Here is a 26,760-nt window from a genome sequence, read left to right on the forward strand (position 1 = left end):
AGCCTTCGACGTGGTCGTCGACCATGCCGGTGGCCTGCATCAGCGCGTAGCACGTCGTCGGGCCGAGGAAGACGAAGCCGCGCTTCTTCAGTTCCTTCGCCATCGCCTTGGACTCATCGGTGATGGCCGGGACGTCGGCCATCGTCTTCGGACGCCGATGAGACGAGGGCGCGAACGACCACAGCAGGTCGTCCAGCGGCACGTCCAGCGCGGCGATCGCCTGCGCGTTCCTGATCGCGGCCAGGATCTTCGCCCGGTTCCGCACGATCGAGGCGTCCTGCATCAGCCGCTCGACGTCGGCGTCGCCGAACTTCGCCACCTTCTCCGGCTTGAACCGCTTGAACGCCTTCCGGAAGCCCTCGCGCTTGCGCAGGATCGTGATCCACGACAGGCCGGACTGGAAACGACTCGAGGCACAGCCGCTCGTACAGCTCGTCCTGGCCGTGGAGCGGCACGCCCCACTCCTTGTCGTGGTAGTCCACGTAGTCCGGGGTCGAATTGCCCCAGCTGCACCGCGACGCCGTCGGCGCCGAGAAGCTCACTCATCCCCACCCACCGAATAGTTCTCCGCGAACCGCGCGAACCGCCGCAGCGACTGGCGCACCCCCAGCGCGAACGCCGGCCGCACCAGCGGCCAGCCCAGCCTGCCCAGCGGACCGAACGTAGCCGCAGGTGCTCGGCCCAGACGAACGTCGAGCGCGTCGCGCCTTCGGCACCACCTGGAACACGCCCGTCCCCTGCACGAAGCTGCCGAGGTGGCGGACCGCGCACCGCACCGGCGGCTCCCAGCTGGTGATCTCCATGGTGTCGGTGAAGCCGATCCCCGCGACGCCCGTGAACGCCGACAGCCGCGACCCGACGCTGCGGCCGTTGCCCGCGGTCACCTCGACCTCGGTGCGAGCATCCACTCGCCCTGGCGGGTCCAGTCGGTCAGCGCGAGCCAGGTCGTCCCGGCGGGCGCGCCGACGTCGACCGAGAGGATCAGGTCCGTCACTGTGCGCCTTCGGACGAGCTTTCCCGCTCGCGTTCGCGCTGCTCCAGCTCGGCGACCCGGGCGCGCAGCCCGTCGAGCTCGGCGCCGAGCCGCCGCATCACCCAGTCCACTTCGGACATCTTGTAGCCGCGCAGCACCAGCTGGAAGCGGACGTCGGCCAGGTCGTCGCCGGTGATGTCCTCGGCGGGCAGCCGCGTCGGCGAGCTGCCGGGAGGCAGCGGGGCCAGTTCCTCACCCCGGCCGAACACCACGCGGCCAGCAGGAACACCACGGCGGCCACCAGCAGCATGACTACGAGGTAGATCAGCGCGGTCGTCACGCGACGATCGTGGCATACCCACCCCAGGATCGTCTCGCGAGCACGACGAGCCGGACCGAAAGCAGCACCCACGCGACCATCAGGAGCACGCACGGCACGCTCAGGAACAGCCGCGAGACGTCCACGAACCCGGTCGCGCCGATCAGCATCCCGACGGAAGCGAGGTTGACGCCGACCGCGAGCGCGATGAGGATGCCGCAGAACCGGGCCAGGCCGGTACCGTCCAGCCGGCGGCTCAGCCAGCGGATGCCGAACAGCGCGACCAGGCCGATGACCGGCACCACGAACACGGCGCCGTGCGCGGCGTGCGCGACGACCTTGTACCACTCCGGGGTCGGCGTCGAGAGCTTCGTCCACTCGCCGAAGGTGAGGATCCGGGCGTAGTCCACGCAACCTGCATCAACGGGACGCCGATGACGAGCTTCCACAGCGTGCGGACGCCGCTGAGCATGCCCAGCTCGGCCTGGTAGCCGCGGGCGACGACGGCCGCCGGGCCGAAGTCGGCGACCGCGCGACGCTCGGCGTCCTCGTCGCTCCAGCCGCCCGCGCGGTAGGCGTCGGCGGCGTCGTGCAGGCCGTCGCGGGCCTCTTCCAGCAGGTCGGCCTTGAACTTCCCGCAGCCGTGCAGCCTGCGGTCGAGATCCCCCAGGTACTCCTCGATCATGCGTTCAGCACTCCCCCGATGACGGTGGTGAACTCCCGCCACTCCGCGCGCTCGGCGGCCAGCGCCTGCTGCCCGGAGCGGGTGAGGCGGTAGGTGCGGCGCTTGCGGCCGGACACGACGTCCCATTCGCTGGCCAGCCAGCCGGCCCGCTCGAGCCGGCGCAGCGCCGGGTAGACGGTGCCGGTCGGCAGGTCGAGCGCGCCGTCGCTGCGCAGCTGCAGCGCTTCGATGATCGCGTAGCCGTGCAGCTTGCGGCCGTCGAGCACGGCCAGCAGCAACGCGTCGAGGTGCCCCCGCAAGGTGTCCGCCTTCATGGGTACGCAGTCTACACGTCGACTGGCTACATGTAGGCAGTCTATGTGTAGCCTGTCTACATGAATGCTCTTCCGGTCGCGAGGCTCCAGTTCGCGACGACGACATCGCTGCACTTCCTGTTCGTGCTGCTCACGCTGGGGCTGGTCACGCTGGTGGCCGTGATGCAGACGCGCTGGACGCTCGGCGGCAAGCCCGAGCTCCTGCGGATGACGCGGTTCTGGGGCCGCCTGTACGTGATCAACTACGCGCTGGGGATCGTCACCGGCATCGTGATGGAGTTCCAGTTCGGGCTGACCTGGACCGGGCTGTCCGCCTTCGCGGGTGACGTCTTCGGCGCCCCGCTGGCCATCGAGACGCTCGTCGCGTTCTTCCTCGAGTCGACGTTCCTGGGCCTGTGGATCTTCGGCTTCGGGCGCATGCCGCGGTGGCTCCACCTGACGCTGATCTGGCTGGTCACGCTCACCGCGTACGCGTCGGCGCTGTTCATCATGCTGGCCAACTCGTTCCTGCAGAACCCGGTCGGCAGCCGGGTCGAGAACGGCACCCTGCGGCTCGACGGCTTCGGCGCGCTGTTCGGCAACCCGGCGCTGGCCGCGTCGCTGCCGCACGTCATCGGCGCCGCGGTCCTGACCGGCGGGTTCTTCGTCACCGGCGTCAGCGCCTGGCACTTCCTCAAGCGCACGGCCGAGGTCGAGTTCTTCCGGCGGTCGATGCGGATCGGCGTGGTCGCGTCGCTGATCGGGGCGATCCTGGTGGTGAACCAGGGTTTCGCGCAGTTCGGCGAGCTCGCGAAGTACCAGCCGGACAAGCTGAAGTCCGGTGGGGTCGGCCTGCCGCTGGGCATGATGATCATGCTCGGGTTCGTCATGCTCCTCTGCGCCTTGCTGGGCGCGCTGCTGCTGGTGCGGAACTGGCTCACGAAGGCGCGGTTCCTGCACTACCTGATGGTCGCGGCGATCCCGCTGCCGTTCGCCGCGGCGATCCTGGGCTGGCTGGTGCGCGAAATCGGCCGTCAGCCGTGGCTGGTCTGGGGGAAGCTGCGCACCGCGGACGCGATCGCGGACGTCCCCGCCGGCCAGATCCTGTTCTCCTTCATCGCTTTCACACTGCTGTTCGCCGCGCTCGCGGTCGCCGACTGGGTGCTCATGGCGCGGGTCGCCAAGCGCGGCCCGGACCGCGACGACGAGCCCGCCGAACTGCCCGTCCTGAGCGGAGTCTGACCGTGGTGACCTTCTGGTGGTGCGTGCTCGGCCTGCTGACCTGCGGGTACTTCGCGCTGGCCGGCTACGACTACGGCGTCGGGATGCTGCTGCCGTCGTTCGAGGCCGGCGAGCGGAAGCGGCGGCAGACGCTCGGCGCGCTCGGGCCCTTCTTCCTGGCCAACGAGGTGTGGCTGGTGGCCGCCGTCGGCCTGCTGTTCGGCGCGTTCCCGCACCTGGAGGGCCAGGTGTTCGCCGGGGCGTACGTCCTGGTCGTGACGTTGCTGCTCGGCCTGGTCACGTTCACCGCGTCGATGCAGCTGCGCAGCCGACGCCCGGACGCGCCGCGCGGCGCCTGGACCGCGGGCATCGTCGGCGGCGCGCTCGTGACGGCGTTGTCGTGGGGCCTGTTCCTCGGCAACCTGGTGTACGGGCTGCCGCCGGTGGCCGACGTCCTCGCGCTCTTCAATCCCTACGCGGTGCTGTGGGGGCTCGGGTTCGTCGCGTTGTTCTGCTTGCAGGGCGCGGCTTTCCTCGCGGTGCGGGCGCCCGCGGAGCTGACCGGCCGGGCGGTGCGGCTGGCGCGGTCCTTCACCGCGCCGGTGCTCGCGTTCCTGGTCATCGCGACGGCGTGGGGCTTCTTCGCGCTGAACGGCGTCACGCCTTTCGGTGCGGCTGTGGTCGCGCTGGCCTTCTCGGCGCTGGGTGCCGTGTGGTGGGGCCTTCGCGCGCGGCGGTACCGGGTGGCGCTCGTCGGCGCGATGGTGCTTTCGGCGTGCCCGGCGCTGCTCGTCGGCCTGCTGCGATTCCCGACGGTGTTCGTCTCTTCGGCGCACACGCTCGACGTGACGGAGGCGGCGACGGCGCCCGGGACGCTCGGGGTGCTGGGCTGGTTCGCCGCGCCGTCGGTGGTGGTGCTGGTGGCCGTGCAGTGGCTGACCTGGCGCGCCCACCGGCATCCCGTCGATCAGCGCTCGCTGCTGCACTTCTAGGGGGACGCCGTGCCTGCTCTGCCCGGACTCCGGCGGTACCTGGCCGTGGTGGCCGCGCTCGGGGTGCTCACCGCGTGCGCGGTGCTGCTCCAGGCCGAAGGGCTGGCCACGCTGCTCACCGGCGGCGGGGTTTCGCTCTTCCTGGTGGTGGCCGTCATCGGCCGGGCCACGCTCACCTGGGGCCACTCCGTCCTCAGTGGACGCTACGCGGCCACGGTGCGCGCCGGCCTCCGGCGGCGGCTGCTCGATTCGCGCGCCGATCGCGCGGGTGTCGTCGCCACGCAGGTGACGCGCGGGGTCGACGCCACGGACAGCTACCTGACCGGATACCTGCCGTCGCTGGTGGTGTCGGTGGTGGTGCCGGCCGCGGTGGTCGTGCGGCTGTTCACGACGGACCTGGTGTCGGCGCTGGTGGTGACGGCGACGCTGCCGCTGATCCCGGTGTTCGCGATCCTCGTCGGCAAGCACACGGCGGCGCGGACCGCGCGGCAGTGGGCGCTGCTCGTCCGGCTGGGCGGGCACTTCCTCGACGTCGTGCGGGGGCTCGGGACGCTCCGGGTGTTCGGCCGGGCGTCGGCGCAGGCCGCGACGGTCCGCGCGATGGCTTCGGCCCACGCCGACGCGACGCTCAAGACGTTGCGGGTGGCGTTCCTGTCGTCGCTGGTGCTGGAGCTGGTCGCGACGCTCTCGGTCGCCCTGGTGGCGGTGCCGATCGGGTTCCGGCTGCTGTCCGGCGGTCTCGACGCGCGGACGGGTCTCCTGGTGCTGGTGCTGGCCCCGGAGGCGTACTTGCCGTTGCGGGCGGCGGGGGCGAAGTTCCACGCGGCGGCCGAGGGGTTGACGGCGTTGCGGGAGGCGCTCGCGGTGCCGGTGGTGTCCACACTTGCGGGTGCTTTCACCCGCCGCCGAGGCGCGCCTTCCCTGACTCTGGAACGGGTTTCGGTGGTCTACGACAGCGTCCCGGCACTGTCCGATGTGGACCTACATGTGCCGGCCGGTTCGCACGTGGCGCTGGTGGGGCCGAGCGGCTCGGGGAAGAGCACGCTGCTGGCGGTGCTGCTCGGGTTCGTGCCGCCGTCGTCGGGGCGGGTGCTGGTCGACGGGGCGGACCTGCGGACGCTGTCGCCGGCGGACTGGCTGGCCGAGGTGGCCTGGGTCCCGCAGCGGCCGACGTTGTTCGGCGGGTCGCTGGAAGCCAACATCGCGCTGGGCGCCGAGGTCGACGTCCCGGCGGCGGCCCGGGCAGCGGCACTGGATCCGGTGGCGGCGGGGTTGCCGGCGGGTCTGTCCACCCAGGTGGGTGAACTGGGCGAGGTGCTGTCGGCGGGTCAGCGCCAGCGGGTCGGCCTGGCACGCGCGCTGGCCCGGACGTCGGCGGGCCTGGTCCTGCTGGACGAGCCGACGGCCCGCCTGGACACCCGGACGGAGGCGGCGGTGCTGTCGGCGACCCGGCGGCTGCTGCCGGACCGCACGGCGGTACTGGTGGCCCACCGCCCGGCGCTGGTGTCCCTGGCGGACCGCGTGGTGGAACTGCGCGACGGCCGGGTGCGCGTGGAGGTGCCGGCGTGAACGTCTGGGCCCTCTCGAGAAACGACGTACTCCGGCTGCTGCGCGCCGCTCTGCTCGGCGCCGGTGCCGAACTCGCCGCCCTCGCCCTCATGGCCACCGCCGCCTGGCTGCTTCTCCGCGCCGCCGAACGGCCTCCGCTCGGGGCGCTCACCGTCGCCATCGTCGCCGTCCGGACCTTGGCCCTGCTTCGCGGCGGCCTCCGGTACGCCGAACGGCTTGCCGGGCACGAAGTCGTCCTGCGGTGGCTGGGGTCCCTGCGCGGACGGGTCTACCAGGCTCTCGTTCCCGGCTTCCGCTACTCCGGCGGGGACCTCGTCACCCGGCTCGTGTCCGATGTGGACGCTCTGCAGGACGCCGTCCTGCGGTGGCTCCTGCCCGCCGGAGTGGCGGCGATCGTCGGGAGTACCGCCGTCGTCGTCACCGCCACCGCCTCCGCGGCCGCCGCCCTGGTGCTGGCGGCCGGGTTGCTCGTCGCCGGAGTGCTGCTGCCGTGGACAGTCATCCGGATCACCGGCAGGGCGACCACGGACGACGCGCCGAAGAAGGCCGAACTCGCCGAGCGGGCCGTCGAACTCGTCACCGGGCACCGGGAGCTCGTCGCCGCCGGCGCGCTCGACGACCACCGCTCCCGGGCGACCGGCGTCGTCGACGACCTCGCTCGCGGTGAACGCACCGCCGCCGGCCGGACGGCCCTGCTCACCGCCGCCGGGACGCTCGTCCAGCTCGGCACCGCCGTCGCCGTCGCGCTGCTGTGCCACGCCTCCGTGCCGTGGACCGCCGCCCTCACCCTCGCGGCCATGACCGCCTTCGAGGTCGTCCTGCCGCTCATCGGCGCCGCCCGGCGCGTTCCCGAGATCCGCGCGTCCGCCGGGCGCGTGAAGGCCGTTCTCACCACGCCACAACCGGTTCCCGGCACGCGCACCGTCCGGACAGGACACTTCCGGCTCACGAAATCCGGCGTGCGGCACCCCGGCCGCGCACCGGCACTCCGTGACATCGACCTCGACCTGCCGCCCGGCAAGCGCGTCGGCGTCCTCGGCCCCAGCGGCGCGGGCAAGACCACCCTGCTCCGGCTGCTCCTCGGCACCGAAACCGCGACCGACGGCCAGGTGACCCTCGACGGCCATCCGCTGGGCGAATACGCCGACCTGTCGCAGATCATCTCCGGCGCCGAGGCCGACGCCCACGTCTTCCACGCGACCGTCCGCCAAAACCTCCTGATCGCCAAACCCGGCGCCACCGACGCGGAGCTGGCAGCGGCCTGCGCCACCGCCGGCTTCGACCTGGACCTGGACCGCGAGACCGGTCCGGACGGCGACGCCCTCTCCGGCGGTCAACGGCAGCGGCTCGTCCTGGCCCGCGCCGTCTTGGCGGCCCCGCCGGTCCTGGTGCTCGACGAGCCCGTCGAAGGCCTCGACCCGGCCCACGGCGACGCGGTCCTCGCGCGGGTCCTCGCCGCGGCGAAGGGCACGGTCGTCCTCGTCACCCACCGTCCCGAGCACCTGGCCGGCTTCGACGAGGTCCTCACCCTCGAGGACGGGCGAGCACTTCCCGCATCGGCGGCCGGTTCGCCACCGTGACCTCGGTGATGTCCGGCAGCCATTCCTCGTCGACCTGCACGAACTGCGTGAACGGCGCGTCCGCCGCCGGGACGCCGCAGCGGTCCAGCGCCGTGCCCAGGATCTGCCGCGACATCGTGCCGAGCTGCAGCAGCGAGCGGTTCCGGTGCTTGCGGACGCCGAGGTTGACCTGCGCGAGCCCGTCGAGGCCGTAGCGCGCTTCGGCGTCGAGCAGCAGCCCGATCTCGACGCCGTACCCGGCGGCGAACGGCACCGATTCGAGGAACTCGCGCGTGCCCGCGTACTCGCCACCGAGCGGCTGGACCAGCCCGCCGAGCGCCGGGCGCAACGCCGAGAGCACCGGCCGCGCCAGCAGCTCGGTCACCCGGCCGCCGCCGCTGCTCTCCAGCCGCAGCGGGCGGCGGTAGAAGCCCTTGACCAGGTGGACGCCGCGTTCGCAGACCAGCGGGCCGAGCAGCGACGGCACGAACGAAGGGTCCGGGTCGACGAGGTCGGAGTCGAGGAAGACGACGAGGTCGCCGCTGGTCGCGGCGAGGGAGCGCCACAGGACCTCGCCCTTGCCGGGCACCGGCGGCAGCTCCGGCAGGACGTCCTCGCGGCGGACCACGCGCGCGCCCGCGGCCTCGGCGACCTGCGCGGTGGCGTCCGTCGAACCGGAGTCCATGACGATCAGTTCGTCGACGACGCCGCCGACCAGCGGCCGCACCGACGCGACGACGTCGCCCACGGTCCGCTCTTCGTCCAGCGCCGGTAGCACGACCGAAACCGTCCGGTCACCCTTCGCGGTCACGATGTCCTCGGGCGTCCAACCGGGCTCCTGCCACGTACGCCGCTCGAACCAACTCACGGGTAACGATCGTGCCATGCTGGTGTCACCGCACCCTGAGGAGGAGGACCACTTGATCGCGCAGCTTGTCCGGTTCGTGCTGGGACCGCTGGCCAGGGCGGTGTACCGGCCGGAGGTGCACGGCGTGGAGAACGTGCCCACGACGGGCCCGGTGCTCCTGGCGGCCAACCACCGCGCCGCGCTCGACACCGGCGTGATCACGTTCGCCACCCCGCGCCAGGTCAAGTTCCTCGGCAAGGCGGAGTACTTCGCCGGCAAGGGCCTGAAGGGCCGGGCACTGGCCGGATTCCTGGGCGGCCTGGGCTACGTCCCGGTGGAGCGCGGCAACGCCCAGGCGGGCCTGGCAGCACTGGAGGCGGCCCGCAAGGTGCTGGACGCGGGCGGCGTGTTCGCGATCTACCCGGAGGGAACCCGCTCCCTGGACGGCAGGCTCCACCGAGGCCACACGGGCGTCGCAGCACTGGCACTGGCAACGGGCGCGAAGGTGGTCCCGGTGGCGCTGACGGGCACGGAGAACCTCCAGCCAAAGGGCGCGAAGATCCCCCGCCGCGCGAAGATCGCCATCACGTTCGGCAAGCCGCTGGACTTCTCGCGGTACGAAGGCCAGGACTACTCACCGGCGATCCGCCGCTCGGTCACCGACGAGGTCATGTACGCGATCCTCGAGATCTCGGGGCAGGAGTACGTCGACACCTACCACAAGCGGCCCAGCGAAGGCGCCGCCTAGCCGAGCACCTTCACGGCGACCTGCTCGTGGTCGACCGTGTAGGCCTCGTACTCGAACCGCAGCCGGGCCGCCTCGACGTGCTCCAGCCACGCCCGGTGCTCGTGCTCCTGCCAGCCCGAATAGTTGAAGTACTCGTCGAACACCACGATCGAACCCGGCCGCAACCGCGGGCCGACGAGTTCCAGGACGGTCTTCGTCGACGAATAGAGATCGCAGTCGACGTGGAGGAAGTCGACCGGTCCGGGATGCGCCTCGAGGAATCCGGGCAGCACGTCGTCGAACCAGCCGACGACCAGCTCGGCGCCCGGCACGTCGGGGAGGCTCTCCATGTCGAACGTCCCGGCGGGATAGCCCGAGCGCCAGGTCTCCGGCAGTCCCTCGAACGAGTCGAAGCCGTACACCGACTCGCCGCCGCGGGCGTTCGCGATGATCTTCAGCGTGGTTCCCGAGTACACGCCGAACTCGAGCGCCAGCCCACCCTGGGGCGCGAGCGTCAGCGCGTGTTCGAGCGTGCTGTGCGGAGTCGGGAACGGGCGCGCGGTTTTCATGTGGTCGCGGACGAACTCGGCGCTGCGCTGCGCCGCCTCGGCCTCCCCGGCGAACATCAGGTCGCGTCGCGCGCGGTGCTCGAAGTGGCTGAGGTGCTCGACCACCCGATCGGCCTGGCCGCGGGTCTCACCGGGCAGCTGCTGCCGCAGTTCGGCGACCTCGCGGCTCAGCGCGTCCAGCTTGGCGGACTGCTCGGCGAAGTGCCGGCCGACGGCTTCCTCGACGGCCCGCGAGACCTTGTCCCGCAGAGAATGGCGAAGCCGGTCGGCCCGCAGGTACCGGCGGAGGGCATCGCGCATGGGATTGTTCCTTCCGTAGCTCAAACCCGCATCGACGCGGGAAGCAGGGCCCGCATGGCCCGGCGGCACGGCTCTTCGACGAACCGGTACACCAAGTGGGCGCCCAGCACCGCCAGCCCGATCGCCACCAGCACGGTCAGCCGGTACGGCCAGCTCTGCCACCCGGCCGGCTCGTCGGGAAGGGCCAGCTTGGTCGAGATCGTCTTGCGCATCAGGTCGAGGAACAGCCAGTGTCCCATGTACAGCGCGAAGGAGATCTTCCCGCCCCACACCAGCACCCGGCCGGACAGCAGCCTGGTCGCGGGGTCCCGCCCGCTGACCGCGAGCGAGCCGATCAGCAGCAGGAACAGCGGCACCACCACGATGGTTTCCGTGGAGCCCCACATGAGGTGGCCGTTGATCCGCCAGTCCTGCCCGAAGCGCAGCCGTCGCGCCGGGTCCCACAGCTGCACGACGTAGAGGGCCGCCACGATCGCCACCAGGATCGCCGTCGGCTTCAAGAACCAGGGCAGCTGCACGGCCGAACCGTGCCGCTTGACCAGCAACGCCACCACCGCGCCGGCGAAGAACTCGGTGAGCACCCGCAACGGGACGATGCCCGCCACGATCTTGTCGTCGTTCCACAGCAGGTCGGCGCCGTCCTGGAAGCCCAGGCCGACCACCACGATCGGGACCGCGAGGACCGCCGCCACGAGCACGAGCGCCCGGCTGCCGAGGTGGGCGAGCATCCTGGCCAGCAGCACCACCAGCACGGCGAAGACGAGGTAGGCCAGCCATTCGGCACTCAGCGACCAGTCGACCGGGTTCCAGTCGTGGTGCGTGGTGTCCCAGGCGTGCACCAGGAACACGTGGGCCAGGAAGCGCGCCGGGTTCAGCGCGGCCTGCAGCCGCCCGTCGTTGTTCGTCTCGAGCGAGAAGGCGAGGTAGGCACCCCACACGAGCAACATGAAGAACAGCACCGGCCAGATCCGGGACAGCCGCAGCCACAGGAACCCGGCGATCTTCTTCGGTCCCCAGCCTTCGGTCATCCGGTCGAGGTGGGTGTAGGTCAGGATGAAGCCGCTGAGCACGAAGAACAGGTCCACGCCGAGGTAGCCCACGTTGAACACCGGGACCAGCGGGTACAGGAACCCGAACGCCTTCAGCAGCTCCGGCCGGAAGTGGAAGGTGAGCACCCACAACGCGGCCACCGCCCGGATGCCGGTGAGCTGGCCGATGTGCCCCGCCGGCGATGTCCGCGGGCCGGTCGCAACGGTTTTGGCCACACGGGACCCGCTCGCGTCGGACGTCGCCGGGATCGCCGTGAGCACGGCACCGTCGCCGCTTGTGTCCACTGTGGACCTTCCGTCGTGTTCGGACGCCGTCATGGCCGGTCGACCACGGAGAACACCACGCGGCCGGGTGCGCTCATCGACAGGGTTCCCGCCGCCAGCGGCCGTCCGGACAGGGCGACCGACTCCTCCTGCGGTGCCGCGACCATCAGCGGTGCGTCCTGGTGCGTCCAAGGCAGCCGGAACGCCTCGCCGTCGAGACTGATGTCCAGGACGCCGGGCTTGAACAGGAACGCCCACACCCGCTCGAGCGGGGACTGCTCCGGGTACACCCGGGCGACGACCACGCCGTGGTCCGCCTTGGGCACCGGGACGGCCTGCCCTGCCGCCACCTGGACGCTGGACAGCTCCCGTTCGGCACCGCAGCGGTTGGGGCCGCGCTCGAGCAGCAGCCAGTGGTCCGTGGAATCGACCAGGTGGTACCGGCAAGTCTCGGCGAGCTCGGTGCGCGGCGGGTCCCACAGCGCGAACCGGCCGTCGAGCGTCGTCCTGGTGTTCTCCCGGATGATGAACCGGGGACCGTTGACGTCGTCGGCGATCCACGCCTCGTTCATCTTGTCCAGCAGCTCGGTGTACGCGCCGTAGTTCAGCAGTGTCGGCAGGATCGCCGGGGTCAGCCCGTAGGTCCAGGCGATGGCCTGGTCGAACGGCTCGGTCCGGAGGGATTCCCGGCCGATCCGGGTCAGGAACCGCTGCGGCACGTCGGTGCGCTTGCGCAGCTCCGCCCGCGCCTCCTCCTGGATGTCGTCGCGATGCGAGCCGGACGCGACGATCGTGGCGCCCTCGGCGAACGTGCGCAGCGACCGGCCGGGGTCGATAGTCCACAGCCCGCCGCCGAAGCTGACCGCCTGCGCCACCAGGGAGACGGCCGCGACCACCGCCAGCACCGCGCTGCGCCGCAACACCGCCAGCAGCACGGCGAGCGCGAACACCACGGCGAAGTACTGCGCGGAATGCGAGTCGTGCCGCACGAACCCCTGCTTGAACAACAGCCACACGCCGGCCAGCAGACCCAGCCACAGCGGCCAGCGCCAGCCGTCGACCTTGACCCTGGCCACACAAACGGCCAGCACGATCGTCGCCGCGGCGGCGACCACGTACTCCCACGCGTTCGCCGTCGGCTCCAGACCCATCGACTGCGCGTGCCCGCTGCCGACCGAAATCGCGCGGACGACGTACTGCACCACCTGCGCCGGCGGCTGGCCCACGGCGACCCAGAAGACGAACAGGCCGGCAACGCCGGACACCGCGTACTCGGCGAACTCCCGCAGCCGCCTGCCGGGCCGGACCAGCACCGCGCCCAGCACGATCGGGCCGCACATCAGCCCGACCGAGAACTTGGTCAGCAGCATGGCGGCGACCGTCAGGCCCATCACGACCGGGAAGGCGCGCTCCGCCCACTTCGGCAGCAGGCCGAGCGCGTGGCAGATCGCCAGCACCGCGACGAACCCGGGCGTGGCGGTGATGACGCTGGTCAGCGGGACGATGCTGAAGCTCACCGCGATCGCCGCGCAGGCCACCCACGCCCACCGCGTGCCGATCCGGCTCTGGAACGCCTGGAAGCAGGCCGCGAGGCAGCCGGTCACGAACACGAACCAGAACAGGAAGCCGATGGCGACCTCGGCCCGGACCGTGGTCGACGGGATCGCCAGGAAGTACAGCGGCCCGTAGGTCGTCGCGATCCGGTCACCGAAGCTGAGACCGAGGTGCCGCGCCATCGCGATGGCGAGCCCGTAGTCGTAGTCACCCTTCGGCTCGATGGGTGAAAACGCCGGCATCTCCCAGGTCAGGATCGTGAGCAGGCCGCTGATCAACAGGGTGGCCCGGGAGGGGGCGCCGACCAGGAGACGCCATGCGCGGAAGCGCTCGCCGAGCCTCCGTGATCTGGTGCTGCCGGCGGCTTCCCCGGCGGCCGGATCGCTTTCCGGGACGGCCGCCGGCGCCCGGTCCTCGACCAGGTCCTTCATCGCAGTTCTCCTGAACGACGGGAACGCACCGCGACGGCAGTCGCCGCCGCGGGCCTTCGGCTGGGCTTCAGAGCACCGAGCGCGGGAACCGCGGCTTCGGGTTGAACTTCACGCCGCGCAGGAGGCTCTTGACGATGCGCAGCCGCAGCGACCGGGAAACGTGCCCCTGCGCCATGCCCTTGAGCACGCGGTAGGCGAACCCGGCGGCCGCGAGCGGGCTTTCGTGGTGCAGCCGGTAGGAAAGCTCGTTGCGGGCGCCGTACTCGTACTTCCACACGTTCTTGTGGTTGATCTGGCCGAAGTTGACGCCCCGGTTCTCCGGGAGGTCGTGCACGACGACGCTGCTCAGCACCTGGAGCCCGGGCGCGGCTTTGGAGACACGCAGCGTGTACTCCATGTCGTCGAACCAGATGAAGTAGTCGGTCAGCGGCAGCCCGAACCGGGTCAGCGTCCAGCGCGGGACGAGCACGGACACGAACGAGCAGTGGTTGACGAGCACCGCCTGCTGCCCGAGCGAGAGCAGCCGTCCCCAGTCCCAGGTCGTGCCGGGGTTGTTCATCTCGCAGATGCTGCCGTCGGTCCACTTCACCACCGAGCACGCGAAGGGCATCTGGTGGCCGAGGGTCTGTTCGGCCTTCTCGAGGCCGTTGACCAGCTCCTCGAGCGCGTCGGGATGCGGGTAGCAGTCGTCGTCCATGATCCAGAGGAAGTCGGCGCCCAGCTCGTACGCCTTGGCCATGCCCGCCGAAAAGCCGCCGGCGCCGCCGGTGTTCTCGGCCAGGCGCAGCACGGTCACCCGCTGGTCGGTCTGGTACGACGCGAGCAGCGCGTCGGTGCCGTCGGTCGACGCGTTGTCGACGACGACGACCCACTCGGGGGCGTGGCTCTGGGCGAGGATGTGGTCGAGCACCTTGCCGAGCTTGTCCTTGCGGTTGTAGGTGACGACGACCGCGGCGACCTTGTTCACTTCATCCACCCCTGGTAGAGCTCTCGGGCCCAGGCCTTGGCCCGTGGCAGTTTCGCGAAGGCCTCGTTTTTCGCGGCCTGTTCCTGGAACCAGTGCTTGCGCTGCTCCGGCGAGGACATCATGGTCCGGACCTTGTCGGCCGCCTGCCGGACGAAGGCGTACGGGTGCCGCGGGCACAGCAGCTCGTCGGCGACGACGGACGCCTGCGAGCCGACGTCGGCGGAGACGACCGGGATGCCGGCCGCGGTGGCCTCGAAGGTGGTGAGGGTCAGGCCCTCGTTCTCCGACGTGATGACCAGGACGTCGGACTCGGCCAGCGTGTCCTTGACCGGGTGCGCCGCCGCGCGGACCTCGAGCACGTCGGTCAGCCCGAGCCTGCCGCGCAGGCCGTGCACCTCGTCCTCCAGCTCGCCTTCGCCCTGCACGATGAACCGCACCGGCACCGGCGACGACTTGTGCAGCTCGGCGGCGAGCTTGAGGAAGACCTGCGGGCGCTTCTGCTGGTGGAAACGGCCGATGTAGCTCACCGTGAACGGCGTGGACTTCGCCTCGGCCTCGGGGGTGTCCGGCGTGATCCCGGCCGTGGTGGCGCCAGCCAGCGTGGCGAGGACGACCTTGCTCCCCGCGATGCCCTGCCGGTGGACGAGGTAGTCGCGCAGCTGCGGGGAGATCACGTGGTGCGTGTCGATCATCGCCGACACCCGCACGGCGTGGTCCACGAACCCGCCGGTCCGCCACTCCAGGACGTGCTGGGAGTCGACGACCGGAACGTCCGGCCAGACCGACTTGACCCAGGGCAGCCGGTCGTAGAGCCAGGTGTTGTGGTGCACGTGGATACCGCGGATGTCGAACGCCGAGAACAGGCCGTTGAACAGCGCGGAGTCGGTGCCGAGCCGGATCGGGTGGGTCAGCGGGACGACGACCGTGCCGTCGAACTCCGGCCGGGTGATCCACGGGTGGTTCGACGCACGGTCGGTGACCACGATCGGGACGAAGCCGAGTTCCTTGGCCAGCTCGATGCAGTCCAGGGCCCAGCGCTCCGCGCCACCCAGCTCGAGCCAGTGCAGGCCGAACACGATGGCGGGCTGTCCCGTGCCGGCCTGGGGGTGGTAGTTCGTGTTGCCGGCGACCGGTACGCGTCGCGGCAGCTGCTGGGTGCGCATGCGCCGCTCGACGACGTCGGTCCGCAGTTGGCGCAGGTGGTCGTACTGGAACGGGACGGCCGACCGGAGCAGCTTCTTCGCCTTGCCGACCGGGCCGCTGAGCTGCCGGTAGCTGTTGTGCACCTCGGGCTTGCCACCGACGTCGATGACGAGGTCCTGCGTTCCGCTCGGCGCCGTCGTCCCGGCTTCGGGCGCGACCAGGCTGCGCACGACCACGGACCCGACCGACTCGCGGTCTTCGGTCCAGCCGATGTGCAGGCAGCGCTCGTCGGTCAGCGAGGGGTGCTGCCCCCCGTGCAGCGCCCGGACGACGGTCAGCCGCAGGGTTGCGCCGCGCCGCACCAGCGCGTGGTAGTTGGCCGCGCCGATGACCAGGCGGCGTTCGCGTTCGTCGAGGGCACCGTCCCCGACGAGTCCGACGCCACGGTCTTCGACCACTTCGAACGTCTCAGCCAGCAAGTCGGTTCTCACGCCCGCCCCATCAGTCTGTTCCCTGTTTCAGGGAAGCCCCGACCCAACCACGAAAACATCGCGAAAATCTCCCACGGAGCCGGTCCGAAACGGCGGACCCGGCTGCGGGGCGAGCGCTGACTACCCCCGACGGTGGCTCGCAGATTCACACTATAGAGAACAAATTCACCCAACTGCGCGCGGGTGGGCCTTCAGCCGGCAAACCGCCGATTTCGTACCACAGGAGGTCCCGACCACTGAAAAGTTCGCCGCAGGCGCGTCTCACGCTGGAATCAGGCGTCGACGCGGGCATGCGCGCGAGAGGTGCGGGCCATTAACCGGGCCCGCGCCGCCGTTGTTACTGCCGTATGACGTCGTGGTTACAGAGGGCATACGCCGGCGAATCGCCATTCGTCCGGCACGGGAAGAGCAATTCACGGCGGGGCCGCGGTCAGATCCCCGGCGGCTGCTTGGCCCACTTGGGCGGCACCGGCGGCTCGTACGTCTCGAAGCGGTCGAGCAGCGCCGCCGGGTCGGGGTCGGTCAGCAGGAGGCTGCGGTAGTCCGCCTTGAGGAAGCCCTCCGTCACCATGTGGTCCGCGAACGCCATCAGGGGCGCGTAGTAGCCGTCCACGTCGACCAGGCCGATCGGCTTGCCGTGCAGGCCCAGCTGGGCCCACGTCCATACCTCGAACAGCTCCTCCAGCGTGCCCGCGCCGCCCGGCAAGGCCAGGAAGCCGTCCGACAGCGCCGCCATCTTCGCCTTGCGCTCGTGCATGTCCGCCACCACGTGCAGCTCCGACAGGCCCGCGTGGGCGATCTCCACTGACGACAACGCCTCCGGGATCACGCCGATCACCTCGCCGCCCGCGGCCAGTGCCGCGTCGGCGACCGCGCCCATCGTGCCCACGCTCGCGCCGCCGTAGACCAGGCCGATGCCGCGCTGGGCCAGCAGTTTGCCCAGCGCCGCCGCCTGCTCCGCGTACCGCGGTGAGAACCCCATCGACGACCCGCAGAAGACACAGATCCGCCGCATCAGTGCGTGTCTTCCCATGCCTGGTACGACTCCTGCACCACGCGGACGGCGTCGTCGATGTCGTCGGTCACGTGCAGCAGGTCGAGGTCGTGCGGGCTGATCTTGCCCTCGGCCATGACCGAGTTCTTGATCCAGTCGTACAGCCCGCCCCAGTAGTCACTGCCGAAGAGCACCACCGGGAACTTCGTGACCTTCTTCGTCTGCACCAGCGTCAGCGCCTCGAACAGCTCGTCGAGGGTGCCGAAGCCGCCGGGCAGGCAGATGAACGCCTGCGAATACTTGATGAACATCGTCTTGCGGGCGAAGAAGTAGCGGAAGTTGACGCCGAGGTCGACCCACGGGTTCAGGCCCTGCTCGAACGGCAGCTCGATGCCCAGCCCGATGGAGAAGCCGCCGGCCTCGGCCGCGCCGCGGTTGACCGCCTCCATCGCGCCGGGGCCGCCGCCGGTCATCACGGCGAAACCGGCGTTCGCCAGCGCGCCGCCGATCTTGCGGCCGAGCTCGTACTCCGGGTTCTCCCGCTTGGTGCGCGCCGAGCCGAACACCGTCACCGCGCGCGGCACCTCGGCGAGCGCGCCGAAGCCCTCGACGAACTCCGCCTGGATCCGCAGCACCCGCCACGGGTCGGTGTGCACCCAGTCGCTCGGGCCACGCGAGTCCAGCAGCCGCTGGTCGGTGGTGCTGCCCTGGTCGCGGCGGTCGCGGCGCAGCACGACCGGGCCCTTGTGGCGCTCGACCGGGCGCTCGGGGTACTGGCCGTCCGGCCATTCAGACTGTTCGCTCACTACGCCATGCTACGGGGTGCCCCGGATTCTTCGGGTCCGCCGACCACCGCGTCGCCGGGCCGGTCAGCCGCGTGGCCTGCCTCGTCAGGACAGGATCCTGCCTACGAACAGCGGCGATATGTCCGTTTCCGCGCCGGTGCGGCGATGACCTACCGTGGGGACATGACCGAACCGCTCGGCGCGCGGATCCGGCGGCTGCGCACCGACCGCGGCTGGACCCAGCGCGAGCTGGCCGAACCCGGGTACGACCGCGGCTTCCTGGCGAAAGTCGAGACCGGCAGCCGCCCGCCGTCGGCGGAGATGCTCGCCTACCTGGCCGAACGCTTCGGGCTGACTGTCGACGAGCTGCGCTTCGGCCGCCCGCCCGGCGTCGCCGCCGAGCTGCGCGCGTCGCTCGACGAAGGCTACCGCGACCTGGAACAGGGCCGGATCGCCGACGCCGAGACGCGGTTCGCCGCCGTGGCGAAGCAGGCCGCGGGCTACCACCTCGGCGACGTCGAGTGCTACGCGCGGTTCTGCCAGGCCGAGGTGAAGTGGCAGCTGTTCGACGTCGCGGGCGCCCAGGAGGCGCTGGAGCACGCGGAGGAGCTGGCCGCGGCCGCGCCACCGTGGCTGCGCGCGATGATCGTGCACCGCTGGTCGGGCTGCCGCTACCTCAGCGGCGACGCGGGCACGGCGATCGCCCGGGTCGAGGCGGAGCTGGCGGCCGGACCGTCCGACCCGGACGCGGAGTTGTGCCTGCTCACGGCGTTGATCCACCCGCTGGTGGAGATGGGCGGGCTGCACCGGGCGCACCGCGCGGCACTCGCCGGGCGCCGGCTGGCGAAGGCGGCCACGCGGCCGGACTTCGTCGCGCGGTTCCACCGGCAGGCGTCCCAGGTGTGGCAGGCGATCGGCCAGGCGGACCGCGCGGAGCAGGACCTGATCGAGGCGTGCCGGCTGTTCGCGTCGGTGGGTTTCGACCGCGACGCGGCCCGCTGCCGGTGGGCGCGGGGCTACCTGCTGCGCCGGCTCGGCCGCCTGGACGAAGCGTGCGCGGAGCTGACGGCGGCCCGCGACCAGCTGGCCACGATCGGCTCGGAGGAAGGCGTCGCGGGAGCGACGGTCGAGCTGGCGGAGGTCCGGCTCCGGCAGGGCGCACCGGACGACGCGGCAGCGCTCGTCTCCGAGGTCTGGCCGCTGCTGGCCCGGGACGTGGAGGCCCTCGGCGAAGCGACGGGCTTGCGAGGCCAGATCGCCCAGGCCGGAGGCGACCTGGAGACGGCGACCCGCCTGCTGCGCGAGGCTTTCGAAGTGCAGAGCCGGGCTTCGCTGCACGGCGCGGCGGTTTCGACGGCCCTGCGGCTCGGCGACGTGCTCCGACAACGTGGTCATCTCGACGAGGCCCTCGACGCCTACCGCCAGGGCCTGGACGCGGCGGCACGCGGACCAGCGGACTGAGTGGTCCGGACCAAACCAAGTTCCCTACGAAAGTCTGTGAATTGGTTCAGACCAGTCTCGATCCCCGCCGTTTCCTGCGGTTTCGCGTGGATCGGCCGCATCCCGCGCATCCCGCGCTGCTCCGTTCGGCCCATTGACCGGCGGACCACCGGAACCTTTACTCGGACGCGTCCAGCGCAATAACACCAGTTATTGCGCCGGACACATTCCTCGCGTCCCCGGAAAGGTGCCCCATGAGATCCCCACGTGGGCTGGCGGCGATCGCCGGCCTGGCCCTGACCTTCGCGGTGCCGGCGATCCCGGCCACCGCCGCTCCCGCCCCCGCCGTCCCGCCCGAGGCGCTCGCCGCCCGGGCCGCCGACCAGGCCGCCCTCAGCGGTGCCGACCGGCTCGCCAAGGGTGCCGGCGAGGCGTTCGTCCGCACCGGCGTCACGCCGGGCGGCGGCGGTCTCTACTACGCCTCCTACCAGCGCACTTACCACGGCCTGCCGGTCGTCGGCGGGGACGCGGTCGTCGTCGCCGACGGCGCGGGGCGCGTCCGCGCCACCGAAGCCGCCGAGACCGCACCGATCACCGTCGGCACCCACGCGGCGCTGAAAGCCGAGCAAGCGGCGAAGATCGCGCGGGGCAAGGTGTCCACAGTGGACAACACCGCCACGCCGAAGCTCGTCGTGCTGGCCGGGGACGCCCCCAAGCTGGCCTACGAGGTCGTCGTCAGCGGCCACAACGGCGCCACGCCGACGCGGCTGCACGTCTTCGTCGACAGCGCGACCGGCGCCGTCCTCGACACGCGCGACGACATCCACACCTTGGCCAAGCCGGGCGCCGCCACGCAGGGCACCGCCGCGACCCCGGCCGTCGCGGGCACCGGCAACTCCTACTACGCCGGGACCGTCTCGATCGACACGTCCGGCTCCGCCGGCTCGTACTCGATGACCGACCTGGGCCGCCGCGGCATCGCCTGCGGCCGCGAGGGCGGCTCGATCTTCACCAAGAGCACCAACACCTGGGGCAACGGCTCCGGCACCGACCTCGAAACCGGCTGCGTCGACGCCCTCTACAGCGTCCAGACCGAGTGGAAGATGCTGAACGACTGGCTGGGCCGCAACGGCATCGACGGTGCCGGCGGCGGCTTCCGCGCCAGTGTCGGCCTCAACGACGTCAACGCCTACTGGGACGGTTCCTCGACCCACTTCGGGCACTCGCAGGACAACCAGCGGCAGGCGACCCCGATGGACGTCGTCGGCCACGAGTTCGGGCACGCCATCTTCCAGACCACCCCGGGCGGCACCGGCTCCGGCAACGAGAACGGCGGCCTCAACGAGTCCACCGGTGACATCTTCGGCGCGCTCACCGAGTTCTACGCCAACAACCCGGTGGACCGGCCGGACTTCACCGTCGGCGAGGGCGTCAACCTGACCGGCACGGGCCCGATCCGCTACATGTACAACCCGTCGCAGGAGGGCGACCCGAACTGCTACTCCTCGTCGATCCCGAGCACCGAGGTGCACGCCGCCGCGGGCCCGCAGAACCACTGGTTCTACCTGCTCTCCCAGGGGAGCAACGCCTCGCCGGCCAGCCCGACGTGCAACGGCTCGACCGTCACCGGCATCGGCATCCAGAAGGCGGGCAAGATCTTCTACAACGGCCTGCTGAAGAAGACCTCGTCGTGGAACCACAAGGCCGCCCGCAAGGCCACGCTGGAAGCCGCGATCGCGCTCTTCCCGGGCAGCTGCACCGAGTTCAACGCCACGAAGGCCGCGTGGGACGCGGTGAGCGTGACGGCGGCCGGCGGTGAACCGACCTGCACCGGCCAGCCGCCGGCCGGCAACGACTACTCGCTGACGCTCTCGCCGACGTCGGCGTCCGTCCAGCCCGGACAGACCGCGACGACGACCGTGACCACCCGGATCACCTCGGGCAACGCGCAGACCGTGTCGCTGCTGGCCACCGGCCTGCCGGACGGCGCGAAGGCGACCTTCAACCCGGCGAGCATCCAGTCCGGCGGGACGGCGACGCTGACCATCACCACGTCGGCGACCACGCCGCAGGGCACCAGCCAGGTGACGGTCACCGGTGACGGCACCGACGCCGACCACACCGCGCAGTTCTCGCTCACCGTCGGCACCGGCACCCCGCCGACCGGCTGCGGCGGCCTGACGGAATGGGATTCGGCCAAGGCCTACGCGCCGAACGACGTCGTGAGCCACAACGGTCACAAGTGGACGTCGCTGTGGTACTCGACCGGGGCCGAGCCCGGCGCGCCCACCTCGTGGGCCGTGTGGAGTGACGGCGGCGCCTGCTGAACCCCGCCGCGTGGTGGCGGGCGACTCGCCCGCCACCACGCGGCCTACCCTGGACTCCCCCGGCGGAAAGGCGGCTGAGTGAGCGAGAGCGTCGGTGAGCGCCTGCGCGAGCTGCGCACCGAGCGCGGGCTCACGCAGCGCCAGCTCGCGGGAACGCAGTACTCCGCGGCGTACGTGTCGTCGGTCGAGACCGGCGCGCGGACGCCGTCGGGTGACGCGCTGCGGTTCTTCGCCCAGCAGCTGGGCATCGACGCCGACGAGCTGCTCGGCGGCAGCTCGCCGCGCGAGCTGATCGAGCTCGACCTCGAGCTGATCGAGACGGCGGAACGCTTCCTGGCCGGGGACGCGCGCCGCGCGACCCCGCGGATGCAGCGCATCCGGCGCCGCGCCGAACGCCTCCACCGGCCGCGGCAGGCCGGGATCGCCCTGCTGTGGCTGGCCGGGTACTCGACCGGCGACGCCCGAACCAAGTACGTCGCGGAGGCCGAGACGGCGTTGTCGGGCGAGCCGCCGCCGGTGCGGGCGATGGTCGTGCCGCTGCGCGCGGCCGTGCTCACCGGCTGGGGCGAGCTGCAGTACGCCCTGCACCTGCTGGAAACCTGCCACGCGGAGCTGCTGCGCGACGGGTACCCGCAGCCGTCGCTGCTGCTGACGCTGCGGGCCTGCCTGGCCGAGCGGCACCTGCGCCAGGGCGACCTGGAGCGGGCCGCGGAATACGCCGAATCGGCGTTGCGGCTGCACCGGGGCGGCCCGGCGGTGCTGGCCGAGCTGACCCGCAGCCACCTCGAAGTGTGCCGCAGCCACCTGGCGGCGGACCGGTTCGCCGACGCGGCCGCGTCGGTGGCGGCGGCGTACGACCTGATGCAGGAGCGGGCACTGCACCCCGCGATGGCGCACTGCCTGCTGGCCAGGGCCCGGGTCCGCGGCCGCGCGGGCGACGTCGGAGGCGCGCTGGCCGACCTCGCCGCGGCGCGGGAGACGGCGTGGCCGGACGACGTCCCGGCGATCACGGTCGAGCTGGCGGCCGAGCACCTGGCGGCGGGCCGGCTGGAGACGGCGGCGACGCTGCTCGACCAGGTCCGGCCGTCGGTCGTGGCGGGCACGGCGCTGGCGGCGGAGCTGCGGCTGCAGCTGGGGTCGCTGGCCCGGGCGCGCGGCGACGCCCGCGGCGCGGCGGAGTACTTGCGGGCGGCGGTCGAACTCGCCACCGGGCTCGGGGCGCGTGGCGTGCTGGTGCGCGCGTTGCGGCCGCTGAGCGAGCTGCTGGGCGAAACCGGAAAGCAGCAGGAAGCCGCCGACGTGCTGCGAAACGGCTTGCTCGCGTTGGGCGCCGAAGCCGGCTGAGCGCCGATCCCCGTGGTGGCAACCGATCCGGCGTTCGGGGGGTGTCCGCGACAATCCCTACGAAAGTCGTTCCACGACGGGCGCGGCGAGAACTCCCTGCTGCGGCGGGACTTGTACGAATTGGGCGGCAAATCCGTAACGTGCCGTTGGTCCGTTCGGCGCATTGACGCCCGGTTCCGCTGATCCTTTACTCGGACCGTCCCCACCTCCGCGGGCATTCCTCCCCTTTCCCGAAGTCCGAAGGAATCCACGCCATGAACTGGAAGACAAGACTCGGCGCCGGGGTCACCGCCCTGGCCGCCGTGCTGGGTGCCGTCACTGCTCCCGCGGCCACCGCCGCGCCGGTCACGGCGCTCGCCGCGCCGGACATCTCGCTGGCCAACATCAAAACCCACCTCAACCAGCTGCAGGCCATCGCGAACAACAACGGCGGCACGCGCTCGGCGCGTGGCGGCGGGTACGCGGCATCGGTGTCCTATGTGGAAAACCTGCTCAAGAACGCCGGCTACACCACGACCCGCCAGACGTGCACCAGCTGCCTCGGGCAGTCGCAGAACCTGATCGCCGAATGGCCGCAGGGCGACGCGAGCCAGGTCATCATGCTCGGCGCGCACCTCGACAGCGTCAGCGCCGGGCCCGGCATCAACGACAACGGCTCCGGCAGCGCGTCGATCCTCGAAGTCGCGCTGACGCTCGCCCGGACCAACCCGGCGATGGCCAAGCGCGTCCGGTTCGCCTGGTGGGCCGACGAGGAGTCCGGCCTGGTCGGCTCGAAGTACTACGTCGGCACGCTGTCCGGCACCGAACGCGCGAAGATCAAGACATACCTCAACTTCGACATGATCGGCTCGAAGAACTGGGGTTACTTCGTCTACGACGACGTCGCTTCGATCAAGGCGATCTTCGACGAGTACTTCGCCGCCATCGGCATCCCGACCGAGGGCGACAGCGAAGGCGACGGCCGGTCCGACCACGCGTCGTTCAAGAACGCGGGCATCCCGGTCGGCGGCCTGGCCACCGGCGCCGGCGACATCAAGAGCTCGGCGCAGGCCCAGAAGTGGGGCGGTACCGCGGGTGCGCCGTTCGACAACTGCTACCACCGCGCCTGCGACACGACGTCGAACATTCCGGACACACCGCTGGAGAAGAACTCCGACGCCATCGGGTACGCGCTCTGGAAGCTGGCCGTCGCAGCGCCGCAGGGCAACGACTTCTCCGTGAGCCTGAACCCTGCCGCCGGGACTGTCCAACCCGGACAGTCGCTGCAGGTCACGGTGAGCACGGCGACGACGTCCGGTTCGGCGCAGCCGATCTCGCTGGCGGCGTCCGGCCTGCCCGCGGGCGCGACGGCGGCGTTCAGCCCGGCCACCGTGCAGTCGGGTGGCTCCTCGACGCTGACCATCACGACGTCGTCGACCACGCCGACCGGCACGTTCCCGGTCACCGTGACAGCCGACGGCGCCGATGCCGACCACACGGCGACGTACGCACTCGGCGTCGGCAGCTCGTCGTGCGCGCCGGTGACCAACTCGACGCGGCTCGACATCCCCGACTACCCGGGCGCCGCGGTCAGCAGCACGGCGAACGTCGCGGGCTGCGCGCGCAATGCGTCCGGCACCACAAAGGTCGAGGTGCACATCACCCACACCTACCGCGGTGACCTGGTCATCGACCTCGTCGCCCCGGACGGCTCGGCGTACCGGCTGAAGAGCTCCAGCAGCGACTCGACGCCGAACCTCGACACCACCTACACCGTCAACGCCGCTTCGGAAGCCGCGAACGGCGCGTGGCGGCTGCAGATCCGGGACGCCGGCCCCGCCGACACCGGCTACCTGTCCTCCTGGACGCTCACCGTCTGACCCAGGGGTGGCACTTCCCCGCGGGGAAGTGCCACCACCACAATTTGTCTAGACCACCCGTTCGTAGGTAGTCACCGGTTCTCCGCGGCCCATATCGTGATCGGACACACCGAGTTCACCCTCAACGACGATGGGAGCCGGTATGTCCGGTCGCAGAACCCGCTGGTTCGGAACCCTCCTGGCCGCGGCCATGGCCGTCCCGCTGCTCGTGCCGGCCCCCGCGCAGGGGGCGGTGCCGGCCGGCACGTGCGCGGTGAAGTCCCGCCCCGCGGGCAAGGTCGTCCAGGGCTACTGGGAGAACTGGGACGGCGCGGCGAACGGCGTCCACCCCGGCATGGGCTGGATCCCGATCACCGACAGCCGCATCGCGCAGCACGGCTACAACGTCGTCAACGCCGCCTTCCCGGTGATCCGCTCCGACGGGACCGTGCTGTGGGAGGACGGGATGGACGCCGGGGTCAAGGTGGCCACGCCCGCCGAGATGTGCGCGGCGAAGGCCGCGGGCGCGACGATCCTGATGTCGATCGGCGGCGCGGCCGCCGGGATCGACCTCTCGTCCTCGACGGTGGCCGACCGGTTCGTCTCGACGATCGTGCCGATCCTGAAGCAGTACAACTTCGACGGCATCGACATCGACATCGAGACCGGCCTCACCGGCAGCGGGAACATCAAGACGCTCTCGGCGTCGCAGGCCAACCTGGTCCGGATCATCGACGGCGTGCTCGCGCAGATGCCGTCGAACTTCGGGCTGACCATGGCGCCGGAAACCGCGTACGTCACCGGCGGCAGCATCACCTACGGCTCGATCTGGGGCGCGTACCTGCCGATCATCAAGAAGTACGCGGACAACGGCCGCCTGTGGTGGCTGAACATGCAGTACTACAACGGCTCGATGTACGGCTGCAGCGGCGATTCCTACCAGGCCGGGACCGTGCAGGGCTTCACCGTGCAGACGCAGTGCCTGAACAACGGCCTGGTCGTGCAGGGCACGACGATCCGCGTCCCGTACGACAAGCAGGTCCCCGGCCTGCCCGCCCAGCCGGGCGCCGGCGGCGGGTACCTGTCGCCGAGCCTGGTTTCCCAGGCGTGGCGGTCGGTCCCGGGCCTGAAGGGCCTGATGGACTGGTCGATCAACTGGGACGGCTCGAAGGGCTGGACGTTCGGCGACAACGTCAAGTCGCTGCAGGGCCGCTAGGAGTCGCCGGCCGGGATCGGGTCGTCGTACTCGCCGGAGGGACCCGCGTACGCGCGGCCGTCCGGGAACGGCCAGGGGTTCGGCACGCAGCCGTGCAGCCCGAGCGTCTGCTGCTCCATCACCGGCGCCGGACGGCCGGGGCCCGGGCACAGCTCGTGGCCCTGGCCGAGCCGGTGCCCGGTCTCGTGCGTGACCATGTACTGGCGGTAGACCTCCAGCGGTGCCCCGTAGCCCGGCACGGCGTTGGCCCAGCGGGCGACGTTGAGGACGACGTTGCTGCCGTTGCGGCACGAGGTGTAGCCGTCCGGGGTACCGCCGCAGAGCTTGTCGCGGCTGGCGGGTGTCGCGAGGTAGATGGTGAAGTCGGCCGGGTCTTCGGGCCCGACCTGCTGCAGCCGCCACTCGCCGCCGCCGGTCCAGCCGCGCGGGTCGCCGAGGATGCCGCGGACGGCGGCGGCGAACCCGGCGGGGTCGACGCCGTCGATGCCGGTCTCCAGCGCGATCCGGTACCGCATCAGGCGGCCCGACCGGCCGGCCACTTCATCGCTGCCCGGCGTGAACATCCACTGGCCGGAGCCGGTCCGCGGGAAGGTGATGGCGACCTCGGCGGGCTGCTTGACCGGCTGCTCCCGCTCGGCGGGCGCCGGCGGGACGGCGGTGGCCTCCCCGATGGCCGTGACGACCGGACCGGCCGCCGGCGCGGCGACGGGCTGCCGCTCACAGGCGCTGAGGACCCCGGCCAGCGCGAGCACGGCGACGGCCCGTCTCGCGGTCTTCGACATGGGTCCTCCCGGGTGCGCGGCTTCACCGGGAGATACGGCCGAGGCGGCCGAAAAGTTGCGGTGACGTCGAGTCACCGCAGC

Annotated in this window: 20 protein-coding genes and 4 pseudogenes; 10 read left to right on the forward strand and 14 right to left on the reverse strand. The window is 71.4% G+C overall.

Annotated elements, in window-relative coordinates; translation table 11 throughout:
- The 5 genes and pseudogenes from BT341_RS00990 to BT341_RS01010 form a co-directional block, all read right to left on the reverse strand.
- Positions 1 to 546, reverse strand: a pseudogene (locus BT341_RS00990) (DNA-3-methyladenine glycosylase I); the annotation flags it as partial.
- Positions 539 to 994, reverse strand: a pseudogene (locus tag BT341_RS00995) (SRPBCC family protein). The pseudogenes BT341_RS00995 and BT341_RS00990, both read right to left, overlap by 8 nt.
- Positions 991 to 1,313 (reverse strand): annotated as a pseudogene (locus BT341_RS01000) (DivIVA domain-containing protein). Before BT341_RS01000 ends, BT341_RS00995 begins: the two co-directional pseudogenes overlap by 4 nt.
- Positions 1,310 to 1,977, reverse strand: a pseudogene (locus tag BT341_RS01005) (permease prefix domain 1-containing protein). Before BT341_RS01005 ends, BT341_RS01000 begins: the two co-directional pseudogenes overlap by 4 nt.
- Positions 1,974 to 2,291 carry a helix-turn-helix transcriptional regulator gene (locus BT341_RS01010; RefSeq protein ID WP_072474464.1) on the reverse strand — a complete coding sequence of 106 codons (318 nt, stop codon included), beginning with the start codon at positions 2,289 to 2,291 and terminating at the stop codon, positions 1,974 to 1,976. The pseudogene BT341_RS01005 and the gene BT341_RS01010 overlap by 4 nt, the downstream one beginning before the upstream one ends.
- 60 nt (positions 2,292 to 2,351) lie before the next feature.
- On the opposite strand from BT341_RS01010, the gene BT341_RS01015 reads away from it, so the two are divergent.
- From BT341_RS01015 to cydC, 4 genes are read left to right on the forward strand one after another with little or no spacing between them, the layout of a single operon-like run.
- A complete protein-coding gene (locus BT341_RS01015; protein ID WP_072474465.1) occupies positions 2,352 to 3,512 on the forward strand; it encodes a cytochrome ubiquinol oxidase subunit I in 1,161 nt (386 codons plus the stop codon).
- A gap of 2 nt (positions 3,513 to 3,514) precedes the next feature.
- A complete protein-coding gene (locus BT341_RS01020) occupies positions 3,515 to 4,483 on the forward strand; it encodes a cytochrome d ubiquinol oxidase subunit II (RefSeq protein ID WP_072474466.1) in 969 nt (322 codons plus the stop codon).
- Positions 4,484 to 4,492: 9 nt separating this feature from the next.
- Positions 4,493 to 6,052, forward strand: a complete 1,560-nt coding sequence (gene cydD, locus BT341_RS01025; RefSeq protein WP_245804861.1) for a thiol reductant ABC exporter subunit CydD — start codon at positions 4,493 to 4,495, stop codon at positions 6,050 to 6,052.
- Entirely contained in the window at positions 6,049 to 7,632 is a 1,584-nt protein-coding gene (cydC, locus tag BT341_RS01030) for a thiol reductant ABC exporter subunit CydC (protein ID WP_072474468.1), read from the forward strand. Before cydD ends, cydC begins: the two co-directional genes overlap by 4 nt.
- Here the strand turns inward: cydC and BT341_RS01035 are convergent.
- On the reverse strand, positions 7,577 to 8,479 hold the full coding sequence (locus BT341_RS01035) for a glucosyl-3-phosphoglycerate synthase (RefSeq protein WP_072474469.1): 903 nt from the start codon (positions 8,477 to 8,479) through the stop codon (positions 7,577 to 7,579). The two genes, cydC and BT341_RS01035, sit on opposite strands and share 56 nt — an antisense overlap.
- 52 nt (positions 8,480 to 8,531) lie before the next feature.
- Here BT341_RS01035 and BT341_RS01040 point away from each other — a divergent pair, with 52 nt between their 5' ends.
- Positions 8,532 to 9,206, forward strand: coding sequence for a lysophospholipid acyltransferase family protein (locus BT341_RS01040; protein WP_072481718.1), 675 nt, complete (start codon positions 8,532 to 8,534; stop codon positions 9,204 to 9,206).
- On the opposite strand, the gene BT341_RS01045 is transcribed toward BT341_RS01040, so the two are convergent.
- The 7 genes from BT341_RS01045 to BT341_RS01075 all read right to left on the reverse strand — a co-directional run bounded on the left by BT341_RS01045 (position 9,203) and on the right by BT341_RS01075 (position 17,753).
- Positions 9,203 to 10,054 carry a class I SAM-dependent methyltransferase gene (locus BT341_RS01045; protein WP_072474470.1) on the reverse strand — a complete coding sequence of 284 codons (852 nt, stop codon included), beginning with the start codon at positions 10,052 to 10,054 and terminating at the stop codon, positions 9,203 to 9,205. The two genes, BT341_RS01040 and BT341_RS01045, sit on opposite strands and share 4 nt — an antisense overlap.
- 20 nt (positions 10,055 to 10,074) lie before the next feature.
- The gene (locus BT341_RS01050; protein WP_072474471.1) at positions 10,075 to 11,421 is read right to left on the reverse strand and encodes an acyltransferase family protein; all 1,347 of its coding nucleotides are present in this window, start codon (positions 11,419 to 11,421) and stop codon (positions 10,075 to 10,077) included.
- A complete protein-coding gene (locus BT341_RS01055) occupies positions 11,418 to 13,352 on the reverse strand; it encodes a hypothetical protein (protein WP_072474472.1) in 1,935 nt (644 codons plus the stop codon). Before BT341_RS01055 ends, BT341_RS01050 begins: the two co-directional genes overlap by 4 nt.
- 67 nt (positions 13,353 to 13,419) lie before the next feature.
- Entirely contained in the window at positions 13,420 to 14,319 is a 900-nt protein-coding gene (locus BT341_RS01060; RefSeq protein WP_072474473.1) for a glycosyltransferase family 2 protein, read from the reverse strand.
- A complete protein-coding gene (locus BT341_RS01065) occupies positions 14,316 to 15,953 on the reverse strand; it encodes a glycosyltransferase family 4 protein (protein ID WP_245804862.1) in 1,638 nt (545 codons plus the stop codon). Before BT341_RS01065 ends, BT341_RS01060 begins: the two co-directional genes overlap by 4 nt.
- A gap of 430 nt (positions 15,954 to 16,383) precedes the next feature.
- Positions 16,384 to 16,968 carry an LOG family protein gene (locus tag BT341_RS01070; protein WP_072474474.1) on the reverse strand — a complete coding sequence of 195 codons (585 nt, stop codon included), beginning with the start codon at positions 16,966 to 16,968 and terminating at the stop codon, positions 16,384 to 16,386.
- The gene (locus BT341_RS01075) at positions 16,968 to 17,753 is read right to left on the reverse strand and encodes an LOG family protein (protein WP_072474475.1); all 786 of its coding nucleotides are present in this window, start codon (positions 17,751 to 17,753) and stop codon (positions 16,968 to 16,970) included. Before BT341_RS01075 ends, BT341_RS01070 begins: the two co-directional genes overlap by 1 nt.
- A 144-nt stretch (positions 17,754 to 17,897) precedes the next feature.
- On the opposite strand from BT341_RS01075, the gene BT341_RS01080 reads away from it, so the two are divergent.
- From BT341_RS01080 to BT341_RS01100, 5 genes are all read left to right on the forward strand, one after another.
- Positions 17,898 to 19,193: a helix-turn-helix domain-containing protein gene (locus BT341_RS01080; protein WP_072474476.1), complete on the forward strand. Its 1,296-nt coding sequence runs from the start codon at positions 17,898 to 17,900 to the stop codon at positions 19,191 to 19,193.
- 233 nt (positions 19,194 to 19,426) lie between these two features.
- Positions 19,427 to 21,499 (forward strand): M4 family metallopeptidase, encoded by a 2,073-nt coding sequence (locus BT341_RS01085; protein WP_072474477.1) that lies wholly within the window; start codon positions 19,427 to 19,429, stop codon positions 21,497 to 21,499.
- A 78-nt stretch (positions 21,500 to 21,577) separates the two neighbouring features.
- Complete coding sequence (locus BT341_RS01090) at positions 21,578 to 22,843, forward strand: helix-turn-helix domain-containing protein (RefSeq protein WP_072474478.1); 1,266 nt, start codon at positions 21,578 to 21,580, stop codon at positions 22,841 to 22,843.
- 254 nt (positions 22,844 to 23,097) lie between these two features.
- Entirely contained in the window at positions 23,098 to 24,702 is a 1,605-nt protein-coding gene (locus BT341_RS01095; protein ID WP_072474479.1) for a M20/M25/M40 family metallo-hydrolase, read from the forward strand.
- Positions 24,703 to 24,844: 142 nt separating this feature from the next.
- The gene (locus BT341_RS01100; RefSeq protein ID WP_072474480.1) at positions 24,845 to 25,897 is read left to right on the forward strand and encodes a chitinase; all 1,053 of its coding nucleotides are present in this window, start codon (positions 24,845 to 24,847) and stop codon (positions 25,895 to 25,897) included.
- On the opposite strand, the gene BT341_RS01105 is transcribed toward BT341_RS01100, so the two are convergent.
- Positions 25,894 to 26,679, reverse strand: a complete 786-nt coding sequence (locus tag BT341_RS01105; RefSeq protein ID WP_072474481.1) for a DUF3152 domain-containing protein — start codon at positions 26,677 to 26,679, stop codon at positions 25,894 to 25,896. The genes BT341_RS01100 and BT341_RS01105 overlap by 4 nt on opposite strands.
- Between the last annotated feature and the right edge of the window lie 81 nt (positions 26,680 to 26,760).

It is taken from the genome of Amycolatopsis australiensis (assembly GCF_900119165.1).
GTDB lineage: Bacteria > Actinomycetota > Actinomycetes > Mycobacteriales > Pseudonocardiaceae > Amycolatopsis > Amycolatopsis australiensis.